Below are 17,965 nucleotides of genomic sequence, written 5' to 3'. Positions count from 1 at the left end.
TGCGGCAGCACAGGGCTACACATTCCTGACAAAAGTCAGTTTTCGTTGGGCCCCAAAGCTGTCGTACGTTTGCGCACTGGCTTGAACCAAACGGCCTTGCACGTGTTTAGGCGTTCAAGGCTTTTCCACACCATTTCCAATATCATCCATGCCGATTCTGCTGTTTTTCGTCGGGCACTGGTACCTGTCGCTGTTCGTGCAGACGTTTTACCTGCACCGCTACGCAGCGCACAAAATGTACACCATGAACCGGTTCTGGGAGCGGTTCTTCTTTGGGCTAACTTATGCGGCGCAAGGGTCTTCGTTCCTCTCGCCGCGTGCTTACGCGCTGTTGCACCGCATGCACCATGCCTACTCCGACACCGAGAAGGACCCGCACTCGCCGCACTTTTCGTCGAATGCCTTCACGATGATGTGGAAAACGAAAAACATTTACAACTCGGTTCTGAACAACGACTACGAGCTGGCCAAGCGTTTCGAGGGGGACTACCCCGTGTGGAACGCCCTGGAGCGCCTCGGCGACAACTGGAAGTCGCGCGTGGGTTGGGGCACGGCTTATGTGCTGTTTTACGTGGCGTTTGCCACGGCCTGGTGGCAGTACCTATTGTTACCCATCCACTTTCTAATGGGCCCGATTCACGGCGCCATCGTCAACTGGAGCGGCCACAAGTACGGCTACCAGAATTTCGATAACAACGACAAGTCGCGCAACTCCTTGTTCTTCGACTTCCTCACCGGCGGCGAGCTGTTCCAAAACAACCACCACAAGCTGCCCATGCGCGTCAACTTCGGCGTGAAGTGGTGGGAAGTAGACCCCACCTACCCCGTCATCTGGACCTTGGATAAGTTGGGCATCATCAAACTCAAGCGCAAAGTAGCGGCCCAAGAGCCCGAGCGCCTGGCTGCCTAGCCTTATTCCCGTCAATTGCCAGCAAAGCCGCCCCGCAAAACCGGGGCGGCTTTTCTTTTGATCTTTTTCGCCACCTACTATGCTTCACCTATCATCCTGAGCCACGCGAAGGACCTTATCACGTCTGAACAGCATTCCCTAGGTCGTCATGCCGAACAAAGTCGAGGCATCTCGCGTGCTGGCGCCAGATACGAACCGCTTCCCTTGTGAAGAGGGGCTGGGTGTGGGTTCACCGACCTAGGCGCATCGTTCAGGCGTGAGAAGGACCTTCCTTCGTCAGGATGACAGTTGCGAACCAGTGTTTATAAAACACCAGCAAAGGAGGTGCCCCAGGCGGAGTCCGGCATGACAACCTAGGAGCGTCGTCTTGGCCAAGCCAGACAAATGATGCCGGCCTTGCGCGGGAAACAGGTATAAATTACTACCTTTGCGCCTCCAAATCATTTTTCATCCGACGGACGAGTTCCGTCACCTAACCGACACGGTTTATGGCAGTTAAAATCCGCCTCGCCCGTCGCGGCCGCAAGAAGGCCGCAATGTACGACATCGTAGTTGCTGACTCCCGCTCGCCCCGCGACGGCCGCTTCATCGAGAAGCTCGGCACCTACAACCCGCTCACCAACCCGGCTACCATCAACTTCGACGCCGACAAGGCTTTCGATTGGCTGATGAAAGGCGCTCAGCCGACCGATACGGTGCGTGCTATGCTGTCGTACCGCGGTGTGCTGTTCCGCAAGCACCTGCAACTCGGCGTTATCAAGGGCGCCATCTCGCAGGACGTAGCCGATCAGCGCTTCACTCAGTGGATTGAGGAGAAGAACGCCAAGATCGAAAGCAAGCGCACCAACGTGGGCACCGCCAAGGACGAAGCTCGCAAGCAGCAGCTTGCCGCCGAAACCAAAGTACGCGAAGCCCGTGCCGAAGCGCTGCGTCAGAAGCAGGCTGCTGCCACCGCAACCGAAGCTCCGGCTGCCGAAGGCGAAACTGCTGAGGCTCCGGCCGAAAATGCCGAAGAAGCCAACGCCTAATTTAGTTTAGGAGTCTTCTCTGTTTAGGAGTTTTTGGGTTTAGCAGTTTGGGAGCTCCTGCGGGAATTCTCGGGCAGCAAACCCAAAAGCTCCTAAACTTTTTAACCCGCCAACGCCCATGACCACCGACGAGTGCTACGAATTAGGCTTTGTGGTGAAAGCGCACGGCCTGAAAGGCCAGCTAGTAGCCGAGCTCGACGTCGACAACATCGAGGATTACCTCGGCGCGGAAGAAGTGTACGTAGAGCGCCCGGTAGGCTCGGGCAAGCTGTACCGCTTTGAGGTACAACGCTTATCAGTACAGGCGGGCACGCGCGTGCTGCTCAAGCTCAAAAATGTGGATCGGATCGAAGACGCCGAGCTGTTCCGCGGGCTTAAGCTCTACCGCCCCTTGTCCGATTTGCCGGAACTCGACGAGGACCAATTTTACTTTCACGACGTTGTCGGCTACACCGTGGTTGATGCCAACCTAGGCAAGCTAGGCATTGTGGAGAGCTTCTACGAGATGCCCGAGCAGGACTTGCTGGCCATGAATTACCAAGGCAAGGAAGTGCTGATTCCGGTGGTAGATGAGCTGGTGCAATACGCCGACGAGGAAGCCCGCGAGCTGCACGTAACGCTGCCCGAAGGCCTGCTCGATGTGTACCTCAACCCCACGTCGCGCGAGCGAGACGAACCCGACGAGTTCGACGAGCCCTAGGTCGGCCGGCGCGCTTTGCGCTTGCGGAGCTGCGTGCTCATTTACCCCTGCCGTTCAATGCCCCGGGTGCGTGCATCGCGCCCCTACCCCATGCGCTTCGATATCGTAACCTGCCAGCCCGAGCTGCTCACCAGCCCCTTTGCCCACTCTATTGTGCGGCGGGCGCAGGATAAAGGCTTGGCCGAGATTCACCTGCACGACCTGCGCCGGTTTGCCATCAACAAGCACGGCCAGATCGACGATTACGCCTTTGGCGGCGGCGCGGGCATGGTGTTGCGGCCCGAGCCCATTGCCGCTTGCCTCGATGCGTTGCTGGCCGAGCGCACGTACGACGCCATCATTTACCTTACCCCCGACGGGCCTACGTTTCGACAGGCGGCGGCCAACCGCCTTTCGCTGACGCAGAACATTATCCTGCTCTGCGGCCACTACAAAGGCATCGACGAGCGGATTCGGGAGGAGTACGTGACCGAGGAAATCAGCATTGGCGACTTTGTGCTGAGCGGCGGCGAGCTGGGTGCAGCTGTGGTAGTAGACGCCGTGGTGCGCCTGCTGCCGGGCGTCTTGGGCAACGAAGAATCGGCCCTGAGCGACTCCTTTCAGGATGGCTTGCTGGCTCCACCCGTGTACACCCGCCCGGCGGAGTGGCGCGGCCGCGAGGTTCCGAGCATTCTGATATCGGGCGATACGCCCAAAGTGGACGAGTGGCGCCAGGAAAAAGCCCTGGAGCGCACCCGCCAGCGACGCCCCGATTTGTTGGCCGATTTGCCTGCTGAGGCATTTGAAGTGCCCCAACCTAGGCGGCGTCGCAAAAAACCTAACGCTTAGTGTTGTAGCTAAGCATTACAACAGCTATATTTGCGCCTCCTTACCGAAACCACTTGGGCGGCGGCGCCGTCCTTTCAAGATTTTTTGCTGTCATGAGCCAACTTCTCGACCTCATCAACCAGGAAGCCAAAGAGCGCCGCGCCAGCTTCCCCGATTTTGCTCCCGGCGACACGATTAACGTTCACGTTAAGATTCGCGAGGGCAACAAGGAGCGCATCCAGCAGTTCCAAGGCGTGGTTATCCAGCGCCGGAACGCTAACACGAACGGCGAAACCTTCACCGTTCGTAAGGTGTCGAACCAGATCGGTACGGAGCGCATCTTCCCGATCATTTCGCCGAACCTCGACAAGATCGAACTGATCCGTCGCGGCAAAGTGCGTCGTGCCCGCCTGTTTTACCTGCGTGGCCTGTCGGGCAAAGCTGCTCGCATCAAGGAGAAGCGCGCCTAAGGCATCCTGCTCCCCGCTACAAACAGGGCCTCTACCGATGGTAGAGGCCCTGTCTTTTTTTCGGAGCAGTGCAATGCTTACTGCTGCTTGCGTTGGGCTGAATCCTGCCGCAAGTCTTCGTCGGGGCTGGTGCGGCCGCCGGCTACCTCACGGGCGGCCTCCAGCAATGCCTGGCTCAGGTTCTCAACGCGCGGCCTGACATTGCCCTCGGCCAGGTGCGCTACCTTAGCGGTATTCTCACCCAGGCGGTGCAGCAATTGCCCCACCAGCTTGCCATCGATGGCACCGCCGCCGAAGTGGGCTTTGAGTGCCTGCAGATCCACGATGAGTTCGTGAAAATCCTGGTGGCCGGCGTCTTTCAGGTCTTCAATCCAGCGTTGCAGGTTGTTGTCGAGGCCAGCGCGGTTTGCTTCTTCCTGCAAGTCGCCGCCGAGCAGCTTTGCGGCCGCATCGAGGTGCACTTCGTGCTGTACATACTTCTTTTCCATCGGGCTTAGGGTATGGTTGAGCAATGGCGCCGGGCGGCGCCGTGCCTTGGCTAACGGCCGTGGTAGCGCCTGGGTTATGCCAAGGCAACCGGCATACGTGCCGAACACGTACTTTCGCCACGCATTCGCCTTTACTCTATGCAAAAATTAGTAGCCAGCCTTATGCTGGCAGTGCTGCCGCTGGCGGCCTTTGCCCAATCCGAGCGCCCGTATTGGCAGCAGGAGGTTAATTACTCCATTGATGTAGCCCTCGACGATAAGCAGCACGTGCTTACGGGGCGCGAAGAAATGCAGTACGTCAACAACTCGCCCGACGCGCTGACCTTCATCTACATCCATTTATGGCCCAACGCCTACCGCGACAACTCCACCGCTTTTGCCCGCCAGCAGCGCCAGGTTGGCAAGCTTAAGTTTGAGTTTGCCAAGCCCGAAGCGCGCGGCTACATCGATCAGCTCGACTTTAAAGTTGACGGCCAGGCCGCCCGCCTGGAGTACGACGCGCAAAACCCCGACATTGCCAAGCTGGTGCTGCCGCAACCGCTGCAGCCCGGGCAGCGAGCAACCATCAGCACGCCCTTCCGCGTGAAGCTGCCCGACTCGTTTTCGCGCATGGGCCACGTGGGGCAGAGCTATCAGATTACGCAGTGGTACCCCAAGCCGGCCGTATACGACCGCACCGGCTGGCACCCCATGCCCTACCTCGACCAAGGCGAGTTCTACTCCGAGTTCGGCTCCTTCGATGTGCGCATCACGCTACCCGAAAACTACGTGGTGGGCGCAACGGGCGAGCTGCAAACAGCTGCCGAGCTGAAACGCCTCGATGAGCTTGCCGCGGCGGCAGCCAGCAAAACCAAGCCCGAGGAGTTTGGCACCGGCGAGGAGTTTCCGGCGTCGGCCCCGGCCACCAAAACGCTGCGCTACACCCAAGACCGCGTGCACGACTTTGCGTGGTTTGCCGACAAGCGCTTTAACGTGCTGAAGGATGTAGTGCAGTTGCCCAACTCGGGCCGAAGCGTGACGGCCTGGATGCTGTTTACTAACCGCAACGCCGCCGATTGGCTGAAGCACCGCAACGATATCCGGTACGCCCTGGAAGGCTACTCGCGCTGGGTTGGTGAGTATCCGTATTCGGCCGCTACGGCTGTTGATGGTGCCCTGAGCGCAGGCTCGGGCATGGAGTACCCCATGGTTACGGTAACCGACCCGTTTGCCATTGTGCACGAGGTAGGCCACAACTGGTTCTACGGGATTCTGGCTTCTAACGAGCGCGACCATCCGTGGCAGGACGAAGGCGTGAATACCTACATGGAAGCGCGCGTGATGGAGGCCTTCAAGCAAACGCCCTCCGACCCGCTGGCCAAAGCCGCCAGCAGCCCGGCGCTTGCCCAAAAGCTTGGCCTTGCGGGTGTGCCGCCTGCGGCAGTAGCGCAAGGCCAGTGGCAGGCAGCTGCCAGCCGCGGCTACGATCAGCCCAGCGCCGGCTTGGCCTCGGCCCAGTTTACCAGCTACAATTACGGCGCCATTGTGTACGTGAAAACCGCTGGCCTGCTCCGCTACCTGGCTGGTTACCTAGGGCAGGAGAAGTTCGACCAGGGCATGCGCCTGTACTACGACCGGTGGAAGTTCCGTCACCCGTCGCCGGCCGATATGCAGGCGGCGTTTGAGGAAGCCGCAGGCCAAAAGCTCGACTGGTTTTTTCAGCAGATGCTTGGCACCACCACGCGCTACAACGCCACGGTTTCGGACTTGCTGCTGGCCGGCGAGCAGGTGAAAGTGCTGGTTCGGAACGAATCGACGGCGCCGTGGTCGGTGCCGGTGGCTACGGTTGATGCGCAGGGTAAAATACTGGAGCTGAAGTGGACGCCCGTTTTCGGCGGCCGCGAAGCCGAAGACCGCACCACCGGCGACGAAGACACCGACGTATCGCAGCTCAACTTCCGCCGCACCCCGGAGGTAGCCGCGGTAGTCGTCGACCCCGAGTACCTTACGCCGCAGCTCAACCGCCGCGACGACCAACGCCTGCTCGACGGCACCTTCCCTACCCTGGAGCCGCTGCGCATCCGGCCCCTGGCCGGCCTGGAGCGCTGGGACCGTACCGACCTCTACTGGCTGCCAGTAGTGGGCGCCAACACCTACGACAAGTTTATGCTAGGTGCCGCCTTCTACAACAACCCCTTGGTGCTGAATAAGCTGAGCTATGTGGCCATGCCCATGTTCAGCTTCAACCGCCGCGACCTGAAGGGCCTTGGCCAAGTAAACCTCACGGCCTTGCCGAGCAGCCGCTACCTGCAGCGCGTAACCACTTCGTTCCACGTGTCGAGCTTTGAACGCTACACCAAGCTGGAGCCGAGCCTCACGCTGGAGCTGCGCCGCACGCAGTGGGGCAACCTGCGCCAGCAAGTGCAGCTGGCCTACACCATTGTGCGCACCGAGCAAGACCCGCTTTCCACGGGCAACATCATTCCTACCCTGCGTTATGAGCTCCTAGGTGGCGATGCTGCCCGCAGCTACGGGGCCGATGTGGAGCTGAACGCCTTCACGCCCCGCAGCGCCGGCACCACCTACGATTCGCCGCAGCTTTTGCGCGCAGCCCTGCGCTTCGAGCAGCGTTACGCCGAGAAGCGCGGCATTCGGGCACGTTGGTTTGGCGGCCGGTTTTTGTCGCAAGCAGCCGAGTCGCCCTTCGTGATAGGCTTGAGCGGCAGCCCGGATTATCGCCGGCAAACCGCCTTCCTGGATCGTCGGCAAATTTCCGACGCCCTCACGGCGCAAGTACACCAAACCGACGACCGCGACGGCGCTTTCAAAGCCTACCTGCCCGTGTTTGCCGATAAATGGCTAACCACCCTCAACCTGGAGGCCGATTTGCCCAAGACGCGGTTCGTCGTGTTTGCCGACCTAGGCGCAGCAAATCGTCGCTTTGTGCTGCCCGATGGCGGCCGCCAACGGCTATTTTACGATGCAGGCCTGGCGTTGCCTTTATGGAATGATGTATTCCGGCTTTATTTGCCAATAGCTGGCTCGCAGTACGACAACGGTTTGCCCAACAGCCGCAAGAACTTCACCGACAACATTCGCTTTGTTCTCAACCTGCAAAACGCCAACCCGCTGCGCCTCATCGATCAGGCGCTCCGGTAACGTAGGTTCTGCAGTTGCTGTATCTCTCACGCTCCTGGCGGCTGGCCTCACCAGCTGTCAGGAGCGTTTTGATAAGCTGCCTACCTATTCCGCCGAACGCCACCTGCTGCAAGTGGTGGTAGAAACCCCGGCCGGCTCAAACCGCGTGCTGCATTACGATGCTCGTAGCAACGATTTTCAGCCCGAACTGCGTGCCGGCACCGAGCGGCGGGTGGCCTTTTTGCCTTACCCCGCCAATGCAGGGTTTATCCCATCTACCCGGTTGCCGGCCTCCAAGCTACACCCCCTAGGTCGGCCGCAGCCCGCGCTTGTGCTGGCCGAAAGCCAGCCCGCGGGCACGGTGTTCGAAGTGCTGCCCCTGGCGCTTTTGCTGCTCGATAACGGTGGCGAAATGGAATCGGTGGTGCTAACGGTACCCGCTCGCCCAAGCCAACGCAATGTGCCCGTTACCTCGTGGCAGGAGCTGGTTACACGCTACCCTGCCGCCCGCGAAACGTTGCGCCTGTGGTACCAGCACACCGGCGAGCCAGGCGAGGTGCGGGTGGTAGGATGGCGCGGGCCCGAAGCGACCGAGCAGCAGATACGCGCTGCCCTAAAACCTTAGCTGCCACCTAGGTCTGCCCAGCGCGTTCGGGCTCTGTGCCCGGTCACGGCCCACACGTGCATCGGTATAAAAGCAAAAAGCCCCGCCAGCAAAGTGGCGGGGCTTTTTTGAATTAGAGAGCTACAGCGCAGAACTACTCAATCTTGTTCATGCGCTCCTTAACCGACTCCAGCTGCACACGCATGTTGACAATGTCGGCGCGAGCGGCTTCCTGCTCCTTCAGGTTCGAGTCAACCATGTTGTTGAGCTTCACCAGTTCGGCAGCGTTTTCGGCCAGCTGCTGCTGAATTTCAATTTTCTTCTGCTTGTTGCGCTCGATGTCTTTCTTGATGGCATCCTGCTTAGCAATAACAGCCATGTGGTTGTTTTGCGAGTTGATCAGAGCACGCTCAGCTTCCTGTACCTGCAGGGCAATGTCTTCGCGGTACAGCTGGCGGGCGAAATCCTTCAGGTAGTTTTCGGCCGACTTCCACTGTTGCGGGGTAGCGTCTTTGCTCAGGTAAGCGTTACCCAAGTCAATCGACCACCAAACCGTAGTACCGGTCGGTACGGCGTCTACTTTCGAGATGATGCGGATCGGAGTCTTCGAAATCGACTCTACGACAACACCATCCATCGAGTACACACCTTTATCGGCCTTTACTTTGCCGATTTTTTCGTTGATGAGCTTTACCCACGAGTCTTCTACCCGCTTGCTATCCAGCTGGATAGTTACGCGCTGACCTTTACGAGGGATGCCTTTTACTGCCATTTCCGTTTCGTCTACGGGCGAGCGTTGAGCAAAGCCTGCAGTCGTCAGGACGAACAGCAACAGAGAGAGGAGTACGCCTGATTTCATAGGGAGTGAAATAAGTGTGTGAAAACGAAGTGTGAGGTGCAGCCGCTCGCTATTTGCGGGTAACAACTCACCAAATTTAACTACCCCTGCATAAAGCGCCAGAGTAGGCCCTAGATTTTTTTTACTCGATATAACTTTTATTAGATATATCCTTCGAAATATTTGTTAAGTTCAAGATTAGAAAAATATATACTTGATAAAGTACTGTAATTGAGCAGGATGCAAATACCGAAACAAACCACCCAAACTTGGAGTTAAGCACCACATGAAAGTAACCGTAGGACGCACCGAGCACTTCAATGCCGCGCACCGCCTCTATAACCCTCAGTGGACTGACGAGGAAAACGACCGCGTGTTTGGCCTTTGCAACAACCCCAACTACCACGGCCACAACTATGTGCTTACGGTGCGCCTAACCGGCGAGCCCAACCCGGACACGGGTTACGTCTACGATTTGAAGCAACTGAGCGACCTCATCAAACGCGAGATTCTAAATACCTTTGACCACCGCAACCTGAATCTCGACACCGAAGATTTCCGCCAGTTCAACCCCACGGCCGAGAATATCGCCCGCGTGTGCTGGCAGCGGCTGCGGCCTCACTTAGCCAACGATCTGGCTTTATCGGTCACGCTCCACGAAACGGACCGCAACTTTGTAGAATACCATGGCTAAACAGCCCGACCCGGCCGCTATTCCTGGGGCCGACGACCACTTGGATGCCGAGCTGCGCACGCCCCTGCGCCCCGATGCTTTTGCGCTTAGCGAAGAAGATAAGATTGCCGGCATTACGGCGCACTTCCGCGAGATTATGCACCTGCTTGGCCTCGACCTGACGGACGACAGCCTGAACGGTACGCCCCGTCGGGTGGCCAAGATGTTTGTGAACGAGTGGTTCCGGGGCCTCGATCCGCAACACCGCCCCGAGGTGCGCCTATTCGAAAACCGCTACCAGTACAACCACATTCTCGTGGAGCGCGACATTACGCTCTTCTCCTGCTGCGAGCACCACTTTGTACCTATTATAGGCAAAGCGCACGTGGCTTACCTCCCCGGCGAGCATGTGGTGGGGCTTTCGAAGCTGAACCGCGTAGTGCAATACTATGCCCGCCGCCCCCAAGTGCAGGAGCGTCTCACCCGGCAAATTGCCGAGGAACTCAAGCAAAGCCTCCGCACCGACGACGTGGCCGTACTCATCGAAGCCGACCACTTATGCGTAATGAGCCGCGGCGTAAACGATACCAGCAGCTCAACCATTACTGCCGAATACGGGGGAGCCTTTGGCCGCGACGAGCAGCTCCGGCGCGAGTTTTTGCGGCTGATCGGCAAATAGCCTCGTTCGGCTTTGGCGCACCTATTCCGCGGCTCGGATGTTCGTTCGGGAAAGAAGGATGTGGCGCTACCGCCTTAACTTGCAGCCCTTTTTGAGCTTTTCGGCAGTTTACGAGCCCTTCGTGTTGCTTACACAATGAAACCATCGTTGCGCAAAGTGTTGATTTCGGGTGGCCGCGGCCTTATTGGCATGCGCCTATCGGAAATGCTGATTGACGCGGGCTACGAAGTGGCCCACCTGAGCCGGCAAACCGGCCGCGGGCGCTACTGCAGTTTCCGTTGGGACCCGGCTGCCGGCCAAATCGACGAAGCCGCTATCGGGTACGCCGATTTCATCGTTAACCTGGCCGGGGCCAGCGTTTCCGATGAAAAGTGGTCGGAGGAGCGCAAGCACGAAATCATGTCGAGCCGCGTGGGAGGCACCAACCTGCTGGCGCGCGAGCTGCGCGAGCGGCCCCACCACGTGAAGGCGTTTATCTCGGCCTCGGCAATTGGTATCTACGGCGACGCCGACGACCGCATGCTGACGGAAGACACTCCGCCGGCTCCTGCCGATGACTTTCTGGCCGATGTGGCTACTCAATGGGAACGGGCGGCGCAGCAGGTGCAAGCCCTAGGTATCCGTACGGTAATTACGCGTATCGGCATCGTGCTCAGCGACGAAGGCGGCGCGCTGCCCAGCATTGCCCGGCCCGTGAAGCTTATGGCTGGTGCAGCCCTAGGTAGCGGCCGGCAGTATATGTCGTGGGTGCACATCGACGACCTCTGCCGCTTGCTCATCCAGATGATGGAGGAGTCGGAATGGCAGGGCACTTACAATGCCGTTTCGCCGCAGCCGGTAACCAACAAAGAGTTTACCTCTACCCTGGCCGATGTGCTGCACCGCCCGTTGGTGCTGCCCAAAGTGCCGGAGTTTGGCCTGAAGCTGTTGATGGGCGAGATGAGCGAAATTGTGCTGGCCTCGCAGCGCGTAAGCGCCCAGAAGGTGCTGCAGCAGGGCTTCAAATTCGAACACCCGAACTTGCGCGAAGCATTGGAGTCCTTTTACCAGCGCGAGGAAGAGTAGCCTAGCTGATATTACCAAAACACCCGCCCCGCCACCACAGCACGTTAGCTGCGGTGGCGGAGCGGGTGTTTTAATGATCAGATGTACCAAAGGAGCGGAAACCCATTACGAGCTACAAGGCCGCCTAGGTGTTACTGCGCCTTCAGGCTATCCGGCACTTCAATGGTACCCTCGTTGATGCGGTCTAGGAGGTTGTCCACCACAATCGAGTCAACTTCTACCTTACGGCGGCGCGGGCGCGAATCTTCGGAGTAGCAGATGTACTTGCGGTTGATTTTGCCGGGGTACTTCGGGAACGGACCGGGGGTGATGCCCAGCTCTTTGTCCTTGTAAATGCGCTCCATGTACATGCCGAAGATGGGCAATGCCATGCGGCCGCCCTCGCCCTGCTCCGAGCGGAAAAAGTGAATGGAGCGGTCTTCGCCGCCTACCCACACGCCGGTTACAAGGTCTTTGGTGATGCCCATGTACCAGCCGTCGGAGTAGTTGGAGGTGGTGCCGGTTTTGCCGCCGATCTGGTTGTTTTTCTTGAAGAGGTCGTAGTCCCACAAGCCTTGCGAGGTACCGCCCGGCTCTTCCATGCCGCCGCGCAGCATGTACACCATCAGCCAGGCTGTTTCGGCCGGAATTACGCGTTTCTGCTGCGGATCAAACTGCTTAATGACGTTGCCGTTGCGGTCCTCGATACGCGTAACGATCAGTGGCTCGGGCCGGAAACCACCGTTCACGAAGGTGCTGTAGGCATTCACCATTTCGTACACGCTCACGTCGCCGGCCGAACCCAGGCCAATGCTCGGCACGCCTAGCAGCTTGCTCCGGATGCCTACTTTGTTGGCGTACTTGGCTACCTCGTTCCAGCCCACGCGCTCCGTTAGCTGGGCCGTAACGGAGTTCACCGAGCGGGCCATGGCATGGCGCAGCGTCATGTTGATGCCGGTGTACTCGCGCGTTACGTTGTCGGGCTTCCACTCCATGGGCTTGCCGTTCTCCACGTAGTTTATCGTCACGCGTTCGTCGCGTATCCGGTCGCAGGGCGCGTAACCCTTATCGATGGCGGTGAGGTACACGAACGGCTTGAACGTGGAGCCAGCCTGGCGCTTGCCCTGTTTCACGTGGTCGTACTGGAAAAAACGGTAGTTGAGCCCCCCCACCCAAGCCTTGATATGACCGGTGTACGGATCCATCGACATCATGCCGGCGTGCAGGAAGTGCTTGTAGTAGGCCAGCGAATCGAGCGGCGACATCAGCAAGGTGGTGTCGCCGTCGCCCTTCCAGGTAAATACCTTCATGGGGCGCTTGGTGTTCAGGGCCGAGTCGAGGCCGGCGGGGTTGCCCTTGTAGCGCGCAGCCAGCTCCTTGTACAGCTCCGTGCGCTTAATCTGCGTCTCGATGAAGTTCGGGATTTCGTTACCGTCCTCATCCACCCACGGGTTTTTGCCGCGGTTGCGCCAGAAGTTATCGAAGGTGCGCTGCAGGGTTTTCATGCGCTTCTGCACGGCATCCTCGGCGTGCTCCTGCATGCGCGAGTCGATGGTGGTGTAAATGCGCAGCCCGTCGCGGTACATATCGTAGCCGTTCTTCTCGCACCAGTCGTTTACGAACTGGCTGATGGCCGTGCGGAAGTAGTTTTCGGGGCCATCGACGTGCTTTTCAACCCGATAATTCAGCACGATGGGCTGGCTTTGCAGCAATTTCACCTGCTCGGCTGGCAACACCCCCGCCTGGCCCATGCGCTCCAGCACCAGGTTGCGGCGCCGGGTGGCGGCCTCCGGGTGAAAGCGGGCGTTGAACGCGGTAGGGTTGTTGAGGGCCCCCACCAGCACGGCGGCCTGCTCCGGACCCAGGCTGTCGGGCGTGGTGCTGAAGAAGGTTTTGGCCGCCACCTTAATGCCATACGACTGCGAGCCGTAGTCGACGGTATTCAGGTACATGCGCAGAATCTCATCCTTGGTGTAGCGGCGCTCCAGCTCCACGGCCGTCAGCCACTCCTTGAGCTTGGCCACAATGGTGCTCACCACGGGCACATGACCTAGGAGGCCCTGTTCGCCGCGGCGGGTTTTGTAGAGGTTTTTGGCCAGCTGTTGGGTAATGGTGGAGCCCCCGCGCTTTTGCCCGCGGGCGGCGGCCACCACCGAGCCCACCAACGCCTGCGGATCGATGCCGGAGTGCTCCTGGTAGCGGATGTCTTCGGTTGCCACCAGCGCCTTAACGAGCCACGGCGACATGCTGTCGAGCGGCACGGGGTAGCGGTTTTCGCGGTAGTAGCGGCCAAGCAATACGCCATCGGACGTAAATACCTCGGAGGGCTGCTCTACTTTGGGGTCTTCGAGTTCCTCCAAGCTCGGCGACTTGCCGAACAGGAACAAGAAGTTGGAAGCTACCAGAATGGGCAGCAGCAGAAAAAAACCAGCCGCAGCAGCAAAAGCCGCCCAGGCAATACGCGAAAGGCGGTTGGGCCAGGAGCGCTGCGGACGGGGTTTTTGGGGCGTAGCGGCGTTAATATGCTGAGCTTCAGTCGAGGGCATCGGGCAGAAAAAACCGGGGAGCTGGCACGTAAACGCTCCGGCTGAAATACAAATATACCAGTTGGCAGCCGGGTGCCGGCGCAGCAGCGGCTAATTGCCTCGCTGCCGGCCCACGCCAGGGCCACAACCATGAATATCAGTGCCAGTGCAGCTCCCGTAGCACCCACCGCTGCCATCAGCTTGGCCACAGCTGGCAGTACCGGCCCTGGCAACAACCCAGCGCACCGGGCGCCGATGCTAGCACGCTGCCCGCACCCGCCAGCAACAAGGTTTGGCAAGGTCGGTGGTATAGCGGGTGCATGAGGCAATATCTCATCCTGCACCAGCAAATCAGCGGGAGCAAACACAGCCGTAGACAAGCTACACCCCATGACTTGCGGGGCGACTTTTTGCATGGGATCAGCCAAACAATTGCTACCCCAGGGCCGAAAGGTTGGCAGTACCTAGGTGCGCAACCCCGCCTTGGGCACCGGGCAGCGCAGCAGCCGGAGCACGCAGCAGCTCCTGGGCCCGCTCCCACTCCCGGGCCACGCTGGCCGCAAAACCTACGGGGCCCATGCCGCCGGCCCACAGCGTGCGGTTGTAGCAGAGCCATACCACAACCGTGGCGCCAATCATTAGTCCACGGTGCAGCTGCTGGCTTAGCCACCAACCCAAGGCGCTGCGGCGCGGGCGCAAATGGCGCAGGGTGCTGCACTGAAAAGCAATGTGCTGCTGCTCGTCGCGCAGGATGCGCAGGCAAATTTGCTGCAGCAGCCCCGAGTACGTGGCGTAGTACAGCGCCCGGTAGTACACAGCAGCAATAATCTCGGCCGTGAGCAGCAGCCGAATGGTGTGCTCCCAGCCGCTGAGGCGCCGCAGCCCGCGAAATACGTTGTCGGTAAAGCAGCTGCGCAACCGTGGCAGGCCTTGCGCATCCAGAAAACGACCTAGCACCTGCGCATGCCCTTGCTCTTCGGCAATAAACAAGCGCATGGCCGCGAGGTAATCGGCATCGTGGCTGGCTTGGGCGTGGTGGTAAAGGTGGTGCCCCTCGGAGCTTTCGCCGCGCTGGAAGTGCTGCAGCGAGCGGCCCGCCGCGCGTCGTTCGCGGTCGGTAAGGCGGTAAGTGTCGTCCCAGCTCAGCTCGGCCAAGTGGCTTTGGTTGGCGCGGAAGTACGCAGCCCAGTCAGCAAACGTCATGGCGGTTGGTGCGCGCTCCGCGACGGAGGACGCCGGTTTTTTAGAGTGAATGAATAGGTTGCGCAGCCCTAGGTAGCGCGCAGGCCAGGCGGCACCCAGGCCCACGGGGGTGGCGGCACTTCGCCTGCGCATGGCTGGGTACCGGGTTGCCTTGCGCACCTGCAGCGTGGCGCTAAGCACCGCAATGGCCGAAAAGAAAAAGGAAACGCAGCATTTTAAAGTACTTTGCATTACAAAGTTTAAGCACAAAAAAATTAGCCGGCGCCTCCACGCAGCAGTTTTTCGAGCGTATCGAGGTGTTCCTGGAAAGCCTGGCGGCCCTCTTTGGTAGCGGTGAAGGTAGTGTTGGGCTTTTTGCCCACAAACTGCTTGTTTACCTGCACATAGCCGGCCTTTTCGAGGGCGGCGGCGTGGCTAGCCAGGTTACCGTCGGTAAGGTCGAGCGTTTCTTTCAGCTCATTGAAGCTAACCTCGTCGTTGGCCATGAGCACGGCCATAACGCCCAGCCGCACGCGGTGGTCGAAGGCTTTGTTGAGCTGATGGATGACGTGCTTCACGAATGAGTTGAAAAAGGCCGGCGCTGCTTGCGCCGCCGAAGGTTGAAGAACCTAGGGCCGAAGCCGCAGGCGAGGGCAGGAAGCGGCAATTACTTGGCTGGGGCCGCGTTGTCGGCGCGCTCGTAGCGGTTGTACATCAGCAGCCCGTAGCCGATGTGGCAGAGGCCAAACCCCGCCGCAAAGAACAGAAAGGCCCAGTTTACGGCCAAACTGGCCACCAAACCCAGCACTATCTGCGAGATACCCAGCAGCTTTATTTCGGGCAGGGTGTACTTGCTGGCGTTCAGCAGGGCCACGCCGTAGAAGATAAGCATACCCGGCACCACCAACCCAGCCGCCCCGCGCAGGTACAGCTGCAGGCAAAACAGCCCGCCGGCCACCAGCGGCAAGGCCATGCTCCAGAACAAGCGCCGCGCGGCGCCATCCCAGAGCGAGGCGCCGGTATGGCGCGTACGGCGACGGGTAAAGAAAACCGCCACGCCGCCCGCCAGCGCAATAATGCCCAGGCACAGAACCAACAGAAAAGGCAGCACCGCAAAGCGCACCGTGGGCGATTCTTCGAGCAGCGCAATCAACCCCGATGCACTGCCGAACGAACTGCCGTACTGGTCGGTGCCAAGCGAGCCGCCCAGCAGCCGGTGCAGGTACCAATGCCCCAGCCCCGCACCCGCCAGGGCCACCACCCCCGCTCCTATCCCCGACAACCCGCTCAGCGAGATAAACCGCGAGGAACGCTCCATTATTGAGCGAATCTCGGCTAATTGGGCTAGTGGATCGACGGCTGGCTTCATGTATTCAGAGCACTTTGTAAGGCAAAGCTACCAAGAGTTTCCGAAGTAGTATTCTTTGGCCCTGATTTTTTCTCTGTCGCGCATTCGTAATCCGCTTCGGTTCGTATTGAACTCAGCCATGCCCAACCCCTACTCCACCGCCGCTGCCCAAGCCGCGCGGCACGCCTACATTACCATTACCGCCGGGGCTTTGCTGGCACTCATCGCGCTTGTAATGCTAACGGCCGCCATCGGCCCGCGACCAGATACCTCGAATATGTCGGCGGCGCTCGTGACTACACTTCTTTGCACGGCGGTAGCCGCGCTGTTTGCGCTGCTACGCTACTCGCAGAGCCGCGCTCTTTTCGAGGAATACCACCTAGGGCAGCGCCCCCTGGGCCAGTTGCTGCTCGGGCAGGCCGATTGGTTTGTGCGTTACGCCACTCTGGCCTACGTGGCGTGTCTGCTAACAAGGGCGCTGCTCCGCATCCGCGCTTTTTCGGGAGGGCTATGGTTGCACGAGGCCGGGCTACTGCTGCCAGTTTTTGCGCTGGCTGCCCTTCCATGGCTTATCGGCCCCGCGGTGGCTACCCTTATTGTGGCCAAGCCCGCCACGGGCTCACAACCCGAATCTGCATGAAGCTTCGCCTGCAATTATTCGAATTCGAAGACCAGCCGTGGTTTCCGGCCGTGGTGCGGGCAGGCATGATGGACTACCTGCGCTTCATGATTACCCACCTGCACACCTACCGCCCCATTGCGCCGCTGCTGGCCGAGGGCCTGCGCCGCACCAACCAGCAGCACGTGCTGGAGCTGTGCGCCGGCGCCGGTGGCGGCACCGAGGACGTGCTGCAGGCATTGCGCGCCGAAAACCTGCCCGACGTGCGCATCACCCTCACCGACCTGTACCCGCAACCCGCCGCGTGGCAGCACATCGGCGAGCAAACCGGCGGGGCCATCGGCTACGAGCCCGCGCCAACCAACGCCCTACGGGTGCCGCCACAGCTAGCGGGCTTCCGGGCGGTATTTTCGGCCTTTCACCACTTCAGCCCCGCCATGGGTCAGGGCTTGCTGCGCGATGCCGTGCGGGCCCAAACCGGCATTGGGGTGTTTGAGGGCGCCGGCAAGCATTGGTGGGAAATTTTGCTGGCCCTTACCGTGCTGCCCGTAGCGCAGCTGCTCATCACTCCTTTCATTCGCCCGTTTAGCGCCAGCCGCTTGCTATTTACTTACCTGATACCGCTTATCCCGCTCTGCACCATCTGGGATGGGGTGGTTTCCATCCTGCGCATGTATACGCCCGAGCAACTGCTGGCCCTAGGTAAGCAAGCCGACCCCGAGGGCCGCTACCAGTGGCAAGCCGGCAAAGTGCGCCACGCCTGGGGCCCCGAAGTAACGTACCTCGTAGGCTGGCCCCAAGACAATGAGCAATGCGCAATTATCAATCAGCAATGAATCAAGATCAGCAGGCTACCGGCTGCCGCCGATTGCCGTTCTGACCACCTCCCCGCTTTTACCCAGGCTACACTTCTCCTAACCGCCGTACTTCGTT

Annotated in this window: 18 protein-coding genes; 12 read left to right on the top strand and 6 right to left on the bottom strand. The window is 59.8% G+C overall.

Annotation, left to right across the window (positions count from 1 at the left end; translation table 11 throughout):
• Nucleotides 1-148 precede the first annotated feature (148 nt).
• The 5 genes from OIS50_RS19135 (at nt 149) to rplS (ending at nt 3,915) form a co-directional block, all read left to right on the top strand.
• Nucleotides 149-910 (top strand): acyl-CoA desaturase, encoded by a 762-nt coding sequence (locus OIS50_RS19135; protein ID WP_264692243.1) that lies wholly within the window; start codon nt 149-151, stop codon nt 908-910.
• Between the two features lie 488 nt (nt 911-1,398).
• The gene (locus OIS50_RS19130; protein WP_264692242.1) at nt 1,399-1,938 is read left to right on the top strand and encodes a 30S ribosomal protein S16; all 540 of its coding nucleotides are present in this window, start codon (nt 1,399-1,401) and stop codon (nt 1,936-1,938) included.
• A 118-nt stretch (nt 1,939-2,056) separates the two neighbouring features.
• Nucleotides 2,057-2,638 (top strand): ribosome maturation factor RimM, encoded by a 582-nt coding sequence (rimM, locus tag OIS50_RS19125; RefSeq protein WP_264692241.1) that lies wholly within the window; start codon nt 2,057-2,059, stop codon nt 2,636-2,638.
• A 90-nt stretch (nt 2,639-2,728) separates the two neighbouring features.
• Nucleotides 2,729-3,466 carry a tRNA (guanosine(37)-N1)-methyltransferase TrmD gene (gene trmD / locus OIS50_RS19120; RefSeq protein WP_264694422.1) on the top strand — a complete coding sequence of 246 codons (738 nt, stop codon included), beginning with the start codon at nt 2,729-2,731 and terminating at the stop codon, nt 3,464-3,466.
• 92 nt (nt 3,467-3,558) lie between these two features.
• Nucleotides 3,559-3,915 (top strand): 50S ribosomal protein L19, encoded by a 357-nt coding sequence (gene rplS / locus OIS50_RS19115; protein ID WP_264692240.1) that lies wholly within the window; start codon nt 3,559-3,561, stop codon nt 3,913-3,915.
• A 77-nt stretch (nt 3,916-3,992) separates the two neighbouring features.
• Here the strand turns inward: rplS and OIS50_RS19110 are convergent, their stop codons facing one another.
• Nucleotides 3,993-4,403 carry a hypothetical protein gene (locus OIS50_RS19110; protein WP_264692239.1) on the bottom strand — a complete coding sequence of 137 codons (411 nt, stop codon included), beginning with the start codon at nt 4,401-4,403 and terminating at the stop codon, nt 3,993-3,995.
• A 138-nt stretch (nt 4,404-4,541) separates the two neighbouring features.
• On the opposite strand from OIS50_RS19110, the gene OIS50_RS19105 reads away from it, so the two are divergent.
• Together OIS50_RS19105 and OIS50_RS19100 are read left to right on the top strand one after the other, a co-directional pair.
• Entirely contained in the window at nt 4,542-7,541 is a 3,000-nt protein-coding gene (locus OIS50_RS19105) for a M1 family metallopeptidase (RefSeq protein WP_264692238.1), read from the top strand.
• A 112-nt stretch (nt 7,542-7,653) separates the two neighbouring features.
• On the top strand, nt 7,654-8,145 hold the full coding sequence (locus tag OIS50_RS19100) for an inorganic diphosphatase (protein ID WP_264692237.1): 492 nt from the start codon (nt 7,654-7,656) through the stop codon (nt 8,143-8,145).
• Between the two features lie 133 nt (nt 8,146-8,278).
• Here OIS50_RS19100 and OIS50_RS19095 read toward each other — a convergent pair whose 3' ends face one another.
• The gene (locus OIS50_RS19095) at nt 8,279-8,983 is read right to left on the bottom strand and encodes a hypothetical protein (RefSeq protein ID WP_059072394.1); all 705 of its coding nucleotides are present in this window, start codon (nt 8,981-8,983) and stop codon (nt 8,279-8,281) included.
• A 265-nt stretch (nt 8,984-9,248) separates the two neighbouring features.
• Between OIS50_RS19095 and OIS50_RS19090 the strand changes: the two genes are divergently transcribed.
• The 3 genes from OIS50_RS19090 to OIS50_RS19080 all read left to right on the top strand — a co-directional run bounded on the left by OIS50_RS19090 (nt 9,249) and on the right by OIS50_RS19080 (nt 11,379).
• Nucleotides 9,249-9,656 (top strand): 6-pyruvoyl trahydropterin synthase family protein, encoded by a 408-nt coding sequence (locus OIS50_RS19090; protein WP_264692236.1) that lies wholly within the window; start codon nt 9,249-9,251, stop codon nt 9,654-9,656.
• Nucleotides 9,649-10,314, top strand: coding sequence for a GTP cyclohydrolase I FolE (gene folE, locus OIS50_RS19085; protein ID WP_264692235.1), 666 nt, complete (start codon nt 9,649-9,651; stop codon nt 10,312-10,314). Before OIS50_RS19090 ends, folE begins: the two co-directional genes overlap by 8 nt.
• A gap of 135 nt (nt 10,315-10,449) precedes the next feature.
• Entirely contained in the window at nt 10,450-11,379 is a 930-nt protein-coding gene (locus tag OIS50_RS19080; protein WP_264692234.1) for a TIGR01777 family oxidoreductase, read from the top strand.
• 131 nt (nt 11,380-11,510) lie between these two features.
• Here the strand turns inward: OIS50_RS19080 and OIS50_RS19075 are convergent, their stop codons facing one another.
• From OIS50_RS19075 to OIS50_RS19060, 4 genes are all read right to left on the bottom strand, one after another.
• The gene (locus OIS50_RS19075) at nt 11,511-13,904 is read right to left on the bottom strand and encodes a transglycosylase domain-containing protein (protein ID WP_264692233.1); all 2,394 of its coding nucleotides are present in this window, start codon (nt 13,902-13,904) and stop codon (nt 11,511-11,513) included.
• 414 nt (nt 13,905-14,318) lie between these two features.
• On the bottom strand, nt 14,319-15,086 hold the full coding sequence (locus OIS50_RS19070; RefSeq protein WP_264692232.1) for a ferritin-like domain-containing protein: 768 nt from the start codon (nt 15,084-15,086) through the stop codon (nt 14,319-14,321).
• A gap of 254 nt (nt 15,087-15,340) precedes the next feature.
• Nucleotides 15,341-15,643 carry a winged helix-turn-helix domain-containing protein gene (locus tag OIS50_RS19065; protein ID WP_264692231.1) on the bottom strand — a complete coding sequence of 101 codons (303 nt, stop codon included), beginning with the start codon at nt 15,641-15,643 and terminating at the stop codon, nt 15,341-15,343.
• Between the two features lie 89 nt (nt 15,644-15,732).
• Nucleotides 15,733-16,383: a hypothetical protein gene (locus OIS50_RS19060; RefSeq protein WP_264692230.1), complete on the bottom strand. Its 651-nt coding sequence runs from the start codon at nt 16,381-16,383 to the stop codon at nt 15,733-15,735.
• A gap of 169 nt (nt 16,384-16,552) precedes the next feature.
• On the opposite strand from OIS50_RS19060, the gene OIS50_RS19055 reads away from it, so the two are divergent.
• Together OIS50_RS19055 and OIS50_RS19050 are read left to right on the top strand one after the other, a co-directional pair.
• Nucleotides 16,553-17,053, top strand: coding sequence for a hypothetical protein (locus tag OIS50_RS19055; protein ID WP_264692229.1), 501 nt, complete (start codon nt 16,553-16,555; stop codon nt 17,051-17,053).
• Nucleotides 17,050-17,868 (top strand): class I SAM-dependent methyltransferase, encoded by an 819-nt coding sequence (locus OIS50_RS19050; RefSeq protein ID WP_264692228.1) that lies wholly within the window; start codon nt 17,050-17,052, stop codon nt 17,866-17,868. Before OIS50_RS19055 ends, OIS50_RS19050 begins: the two co-directional genes overlap by 4 nt.
• The last annotated feature ends 97 nt before the right edge of the window (nt 17,869-17,965 follow it).

It is taken from the genome of Hymenobacter sp. YIM 151858-1, assembly GCF_025979705.1.
Taxonomy (GTDB): Bacteria; Bacteroidota; Bacteroidia; order Cytophagales; family Hymenobacteraceae; genus Solirubrum.
Note: the sequence above shows the minus strand (reverse complement) of the source record. Positions and strands in the feature narration are given on the sequence as shown.

Bases quoted from the DNA above. Each gene is read 5' to 3' on its own strand.
- OIS50_RS19135 (WP_264692243.1), top strand. From the start codon at position 149: ATGCCGATTCTGCTGTTTTTCGTCGGGCACTGGTACCTGTCGCTGTTC.
- OIS50_RS19130 (WP_264692242.1), top strand. From the start codon at position 1,399: ATGGCAGTTAAAATCCGCCTCGCCCGTCGCGGCCGCAAGAAGGCCGCA.
- rimM (WP_264692241.1), top strand. From the start codon at position 2,057: ATGACCACCGACGAGTGCTACGAATTAGGCTTTGTGGTGAAAGCGCAC.
- trmD (WP_264694422.1), top strand. From the start codon at position 2,729: ATGCGCTTCGATATCGTAACCTGCCAGCCCGAGCTGCTCACCAGCCCC.
- rplS (WP_264692240.1), top strand. From the start codon at position 3,559: ATGAGCCAACTTCTCGACCTCATCAACCAGGAAGCCAAAGAGCGCCGC.
- OIS50_RS19110 (WP_264692239.1), bottom strand. From the start codon at position 4,403: ATGGAAAAGAAGTATGTACAGCACGAAGTGCACCTCGATGCGGCCGCA.
- OIS50_RS19105 (WP_264692238.1), top strand. From the start codon at position 4,542: ATGCAAAAATTAGTAGCCAGCCTTATGCTGGCAGTGCTGCCGCTGGCG.
- OIS50_RS19095 (WP_059072394.1), bottom strand. From the start codon at position 8,983: ATGAAATCAGGCGTACTCCTCTCTCTGTTGCTGTTCGTCCTGACGACT.
- OIS50_RS19090 (WP_264692236.1), top strand. From the start codon at position 9,249: ATGAAAGTAACCGTAGGACGCACCGAGCACTTCAATGCCGCGCACCGC.
- folE (WP_264692235.1), top strand. From the start codon at position 9,649: ATGGCTAAACAGCCCGACCCGGCCGCTATTCCTGGGGCCGACGACCAC.
- OIS50_RS19080 (WP_264692234.1), top strand. From the start codon at position 10,450: ATGAAACCATCGTTGCGCAAAGTGTTGATTTCGGGTGGCCGCGGCCTT.
- OIS50_RS19075 (WP_264692233.1), bottom strand. From the start codon at position 13,904: ATGCCCTCGACTGAAGCTCAGCATATTAACGCCGCTACGCCCCAAAAA.
- OIS50_RS19070 (WP_264692232.1), bottom strand. From the start codon at position 15,086: ATGACGTTTGCTGACTGGGCTGCGTACTTCCGCGCCAACCAAAGCCAC.
- OIS50_RS19060 (WP_264692230.1), bottom strand. From the start codon at position 16,383: ATGGAGCGTTCCTCGCGGTTTATCTCGCTGAGCGGGTTGTCGGGGATA.
- OIS50_RS19055 (WP_264692229.1), top strand. From the start codon at position 16,553: ATGCCCAACCCCTACTCCACCGCCGCTGCCCAAGCCGCGCGGCACGCC.
- OIS50_RS19050 (WP_264692228.1), top strand. From the start codon at position 17,050: ATGAAGCTTCGCCTGCAATTATTCGAATTCGAAGACCAGCCGTGGTTT.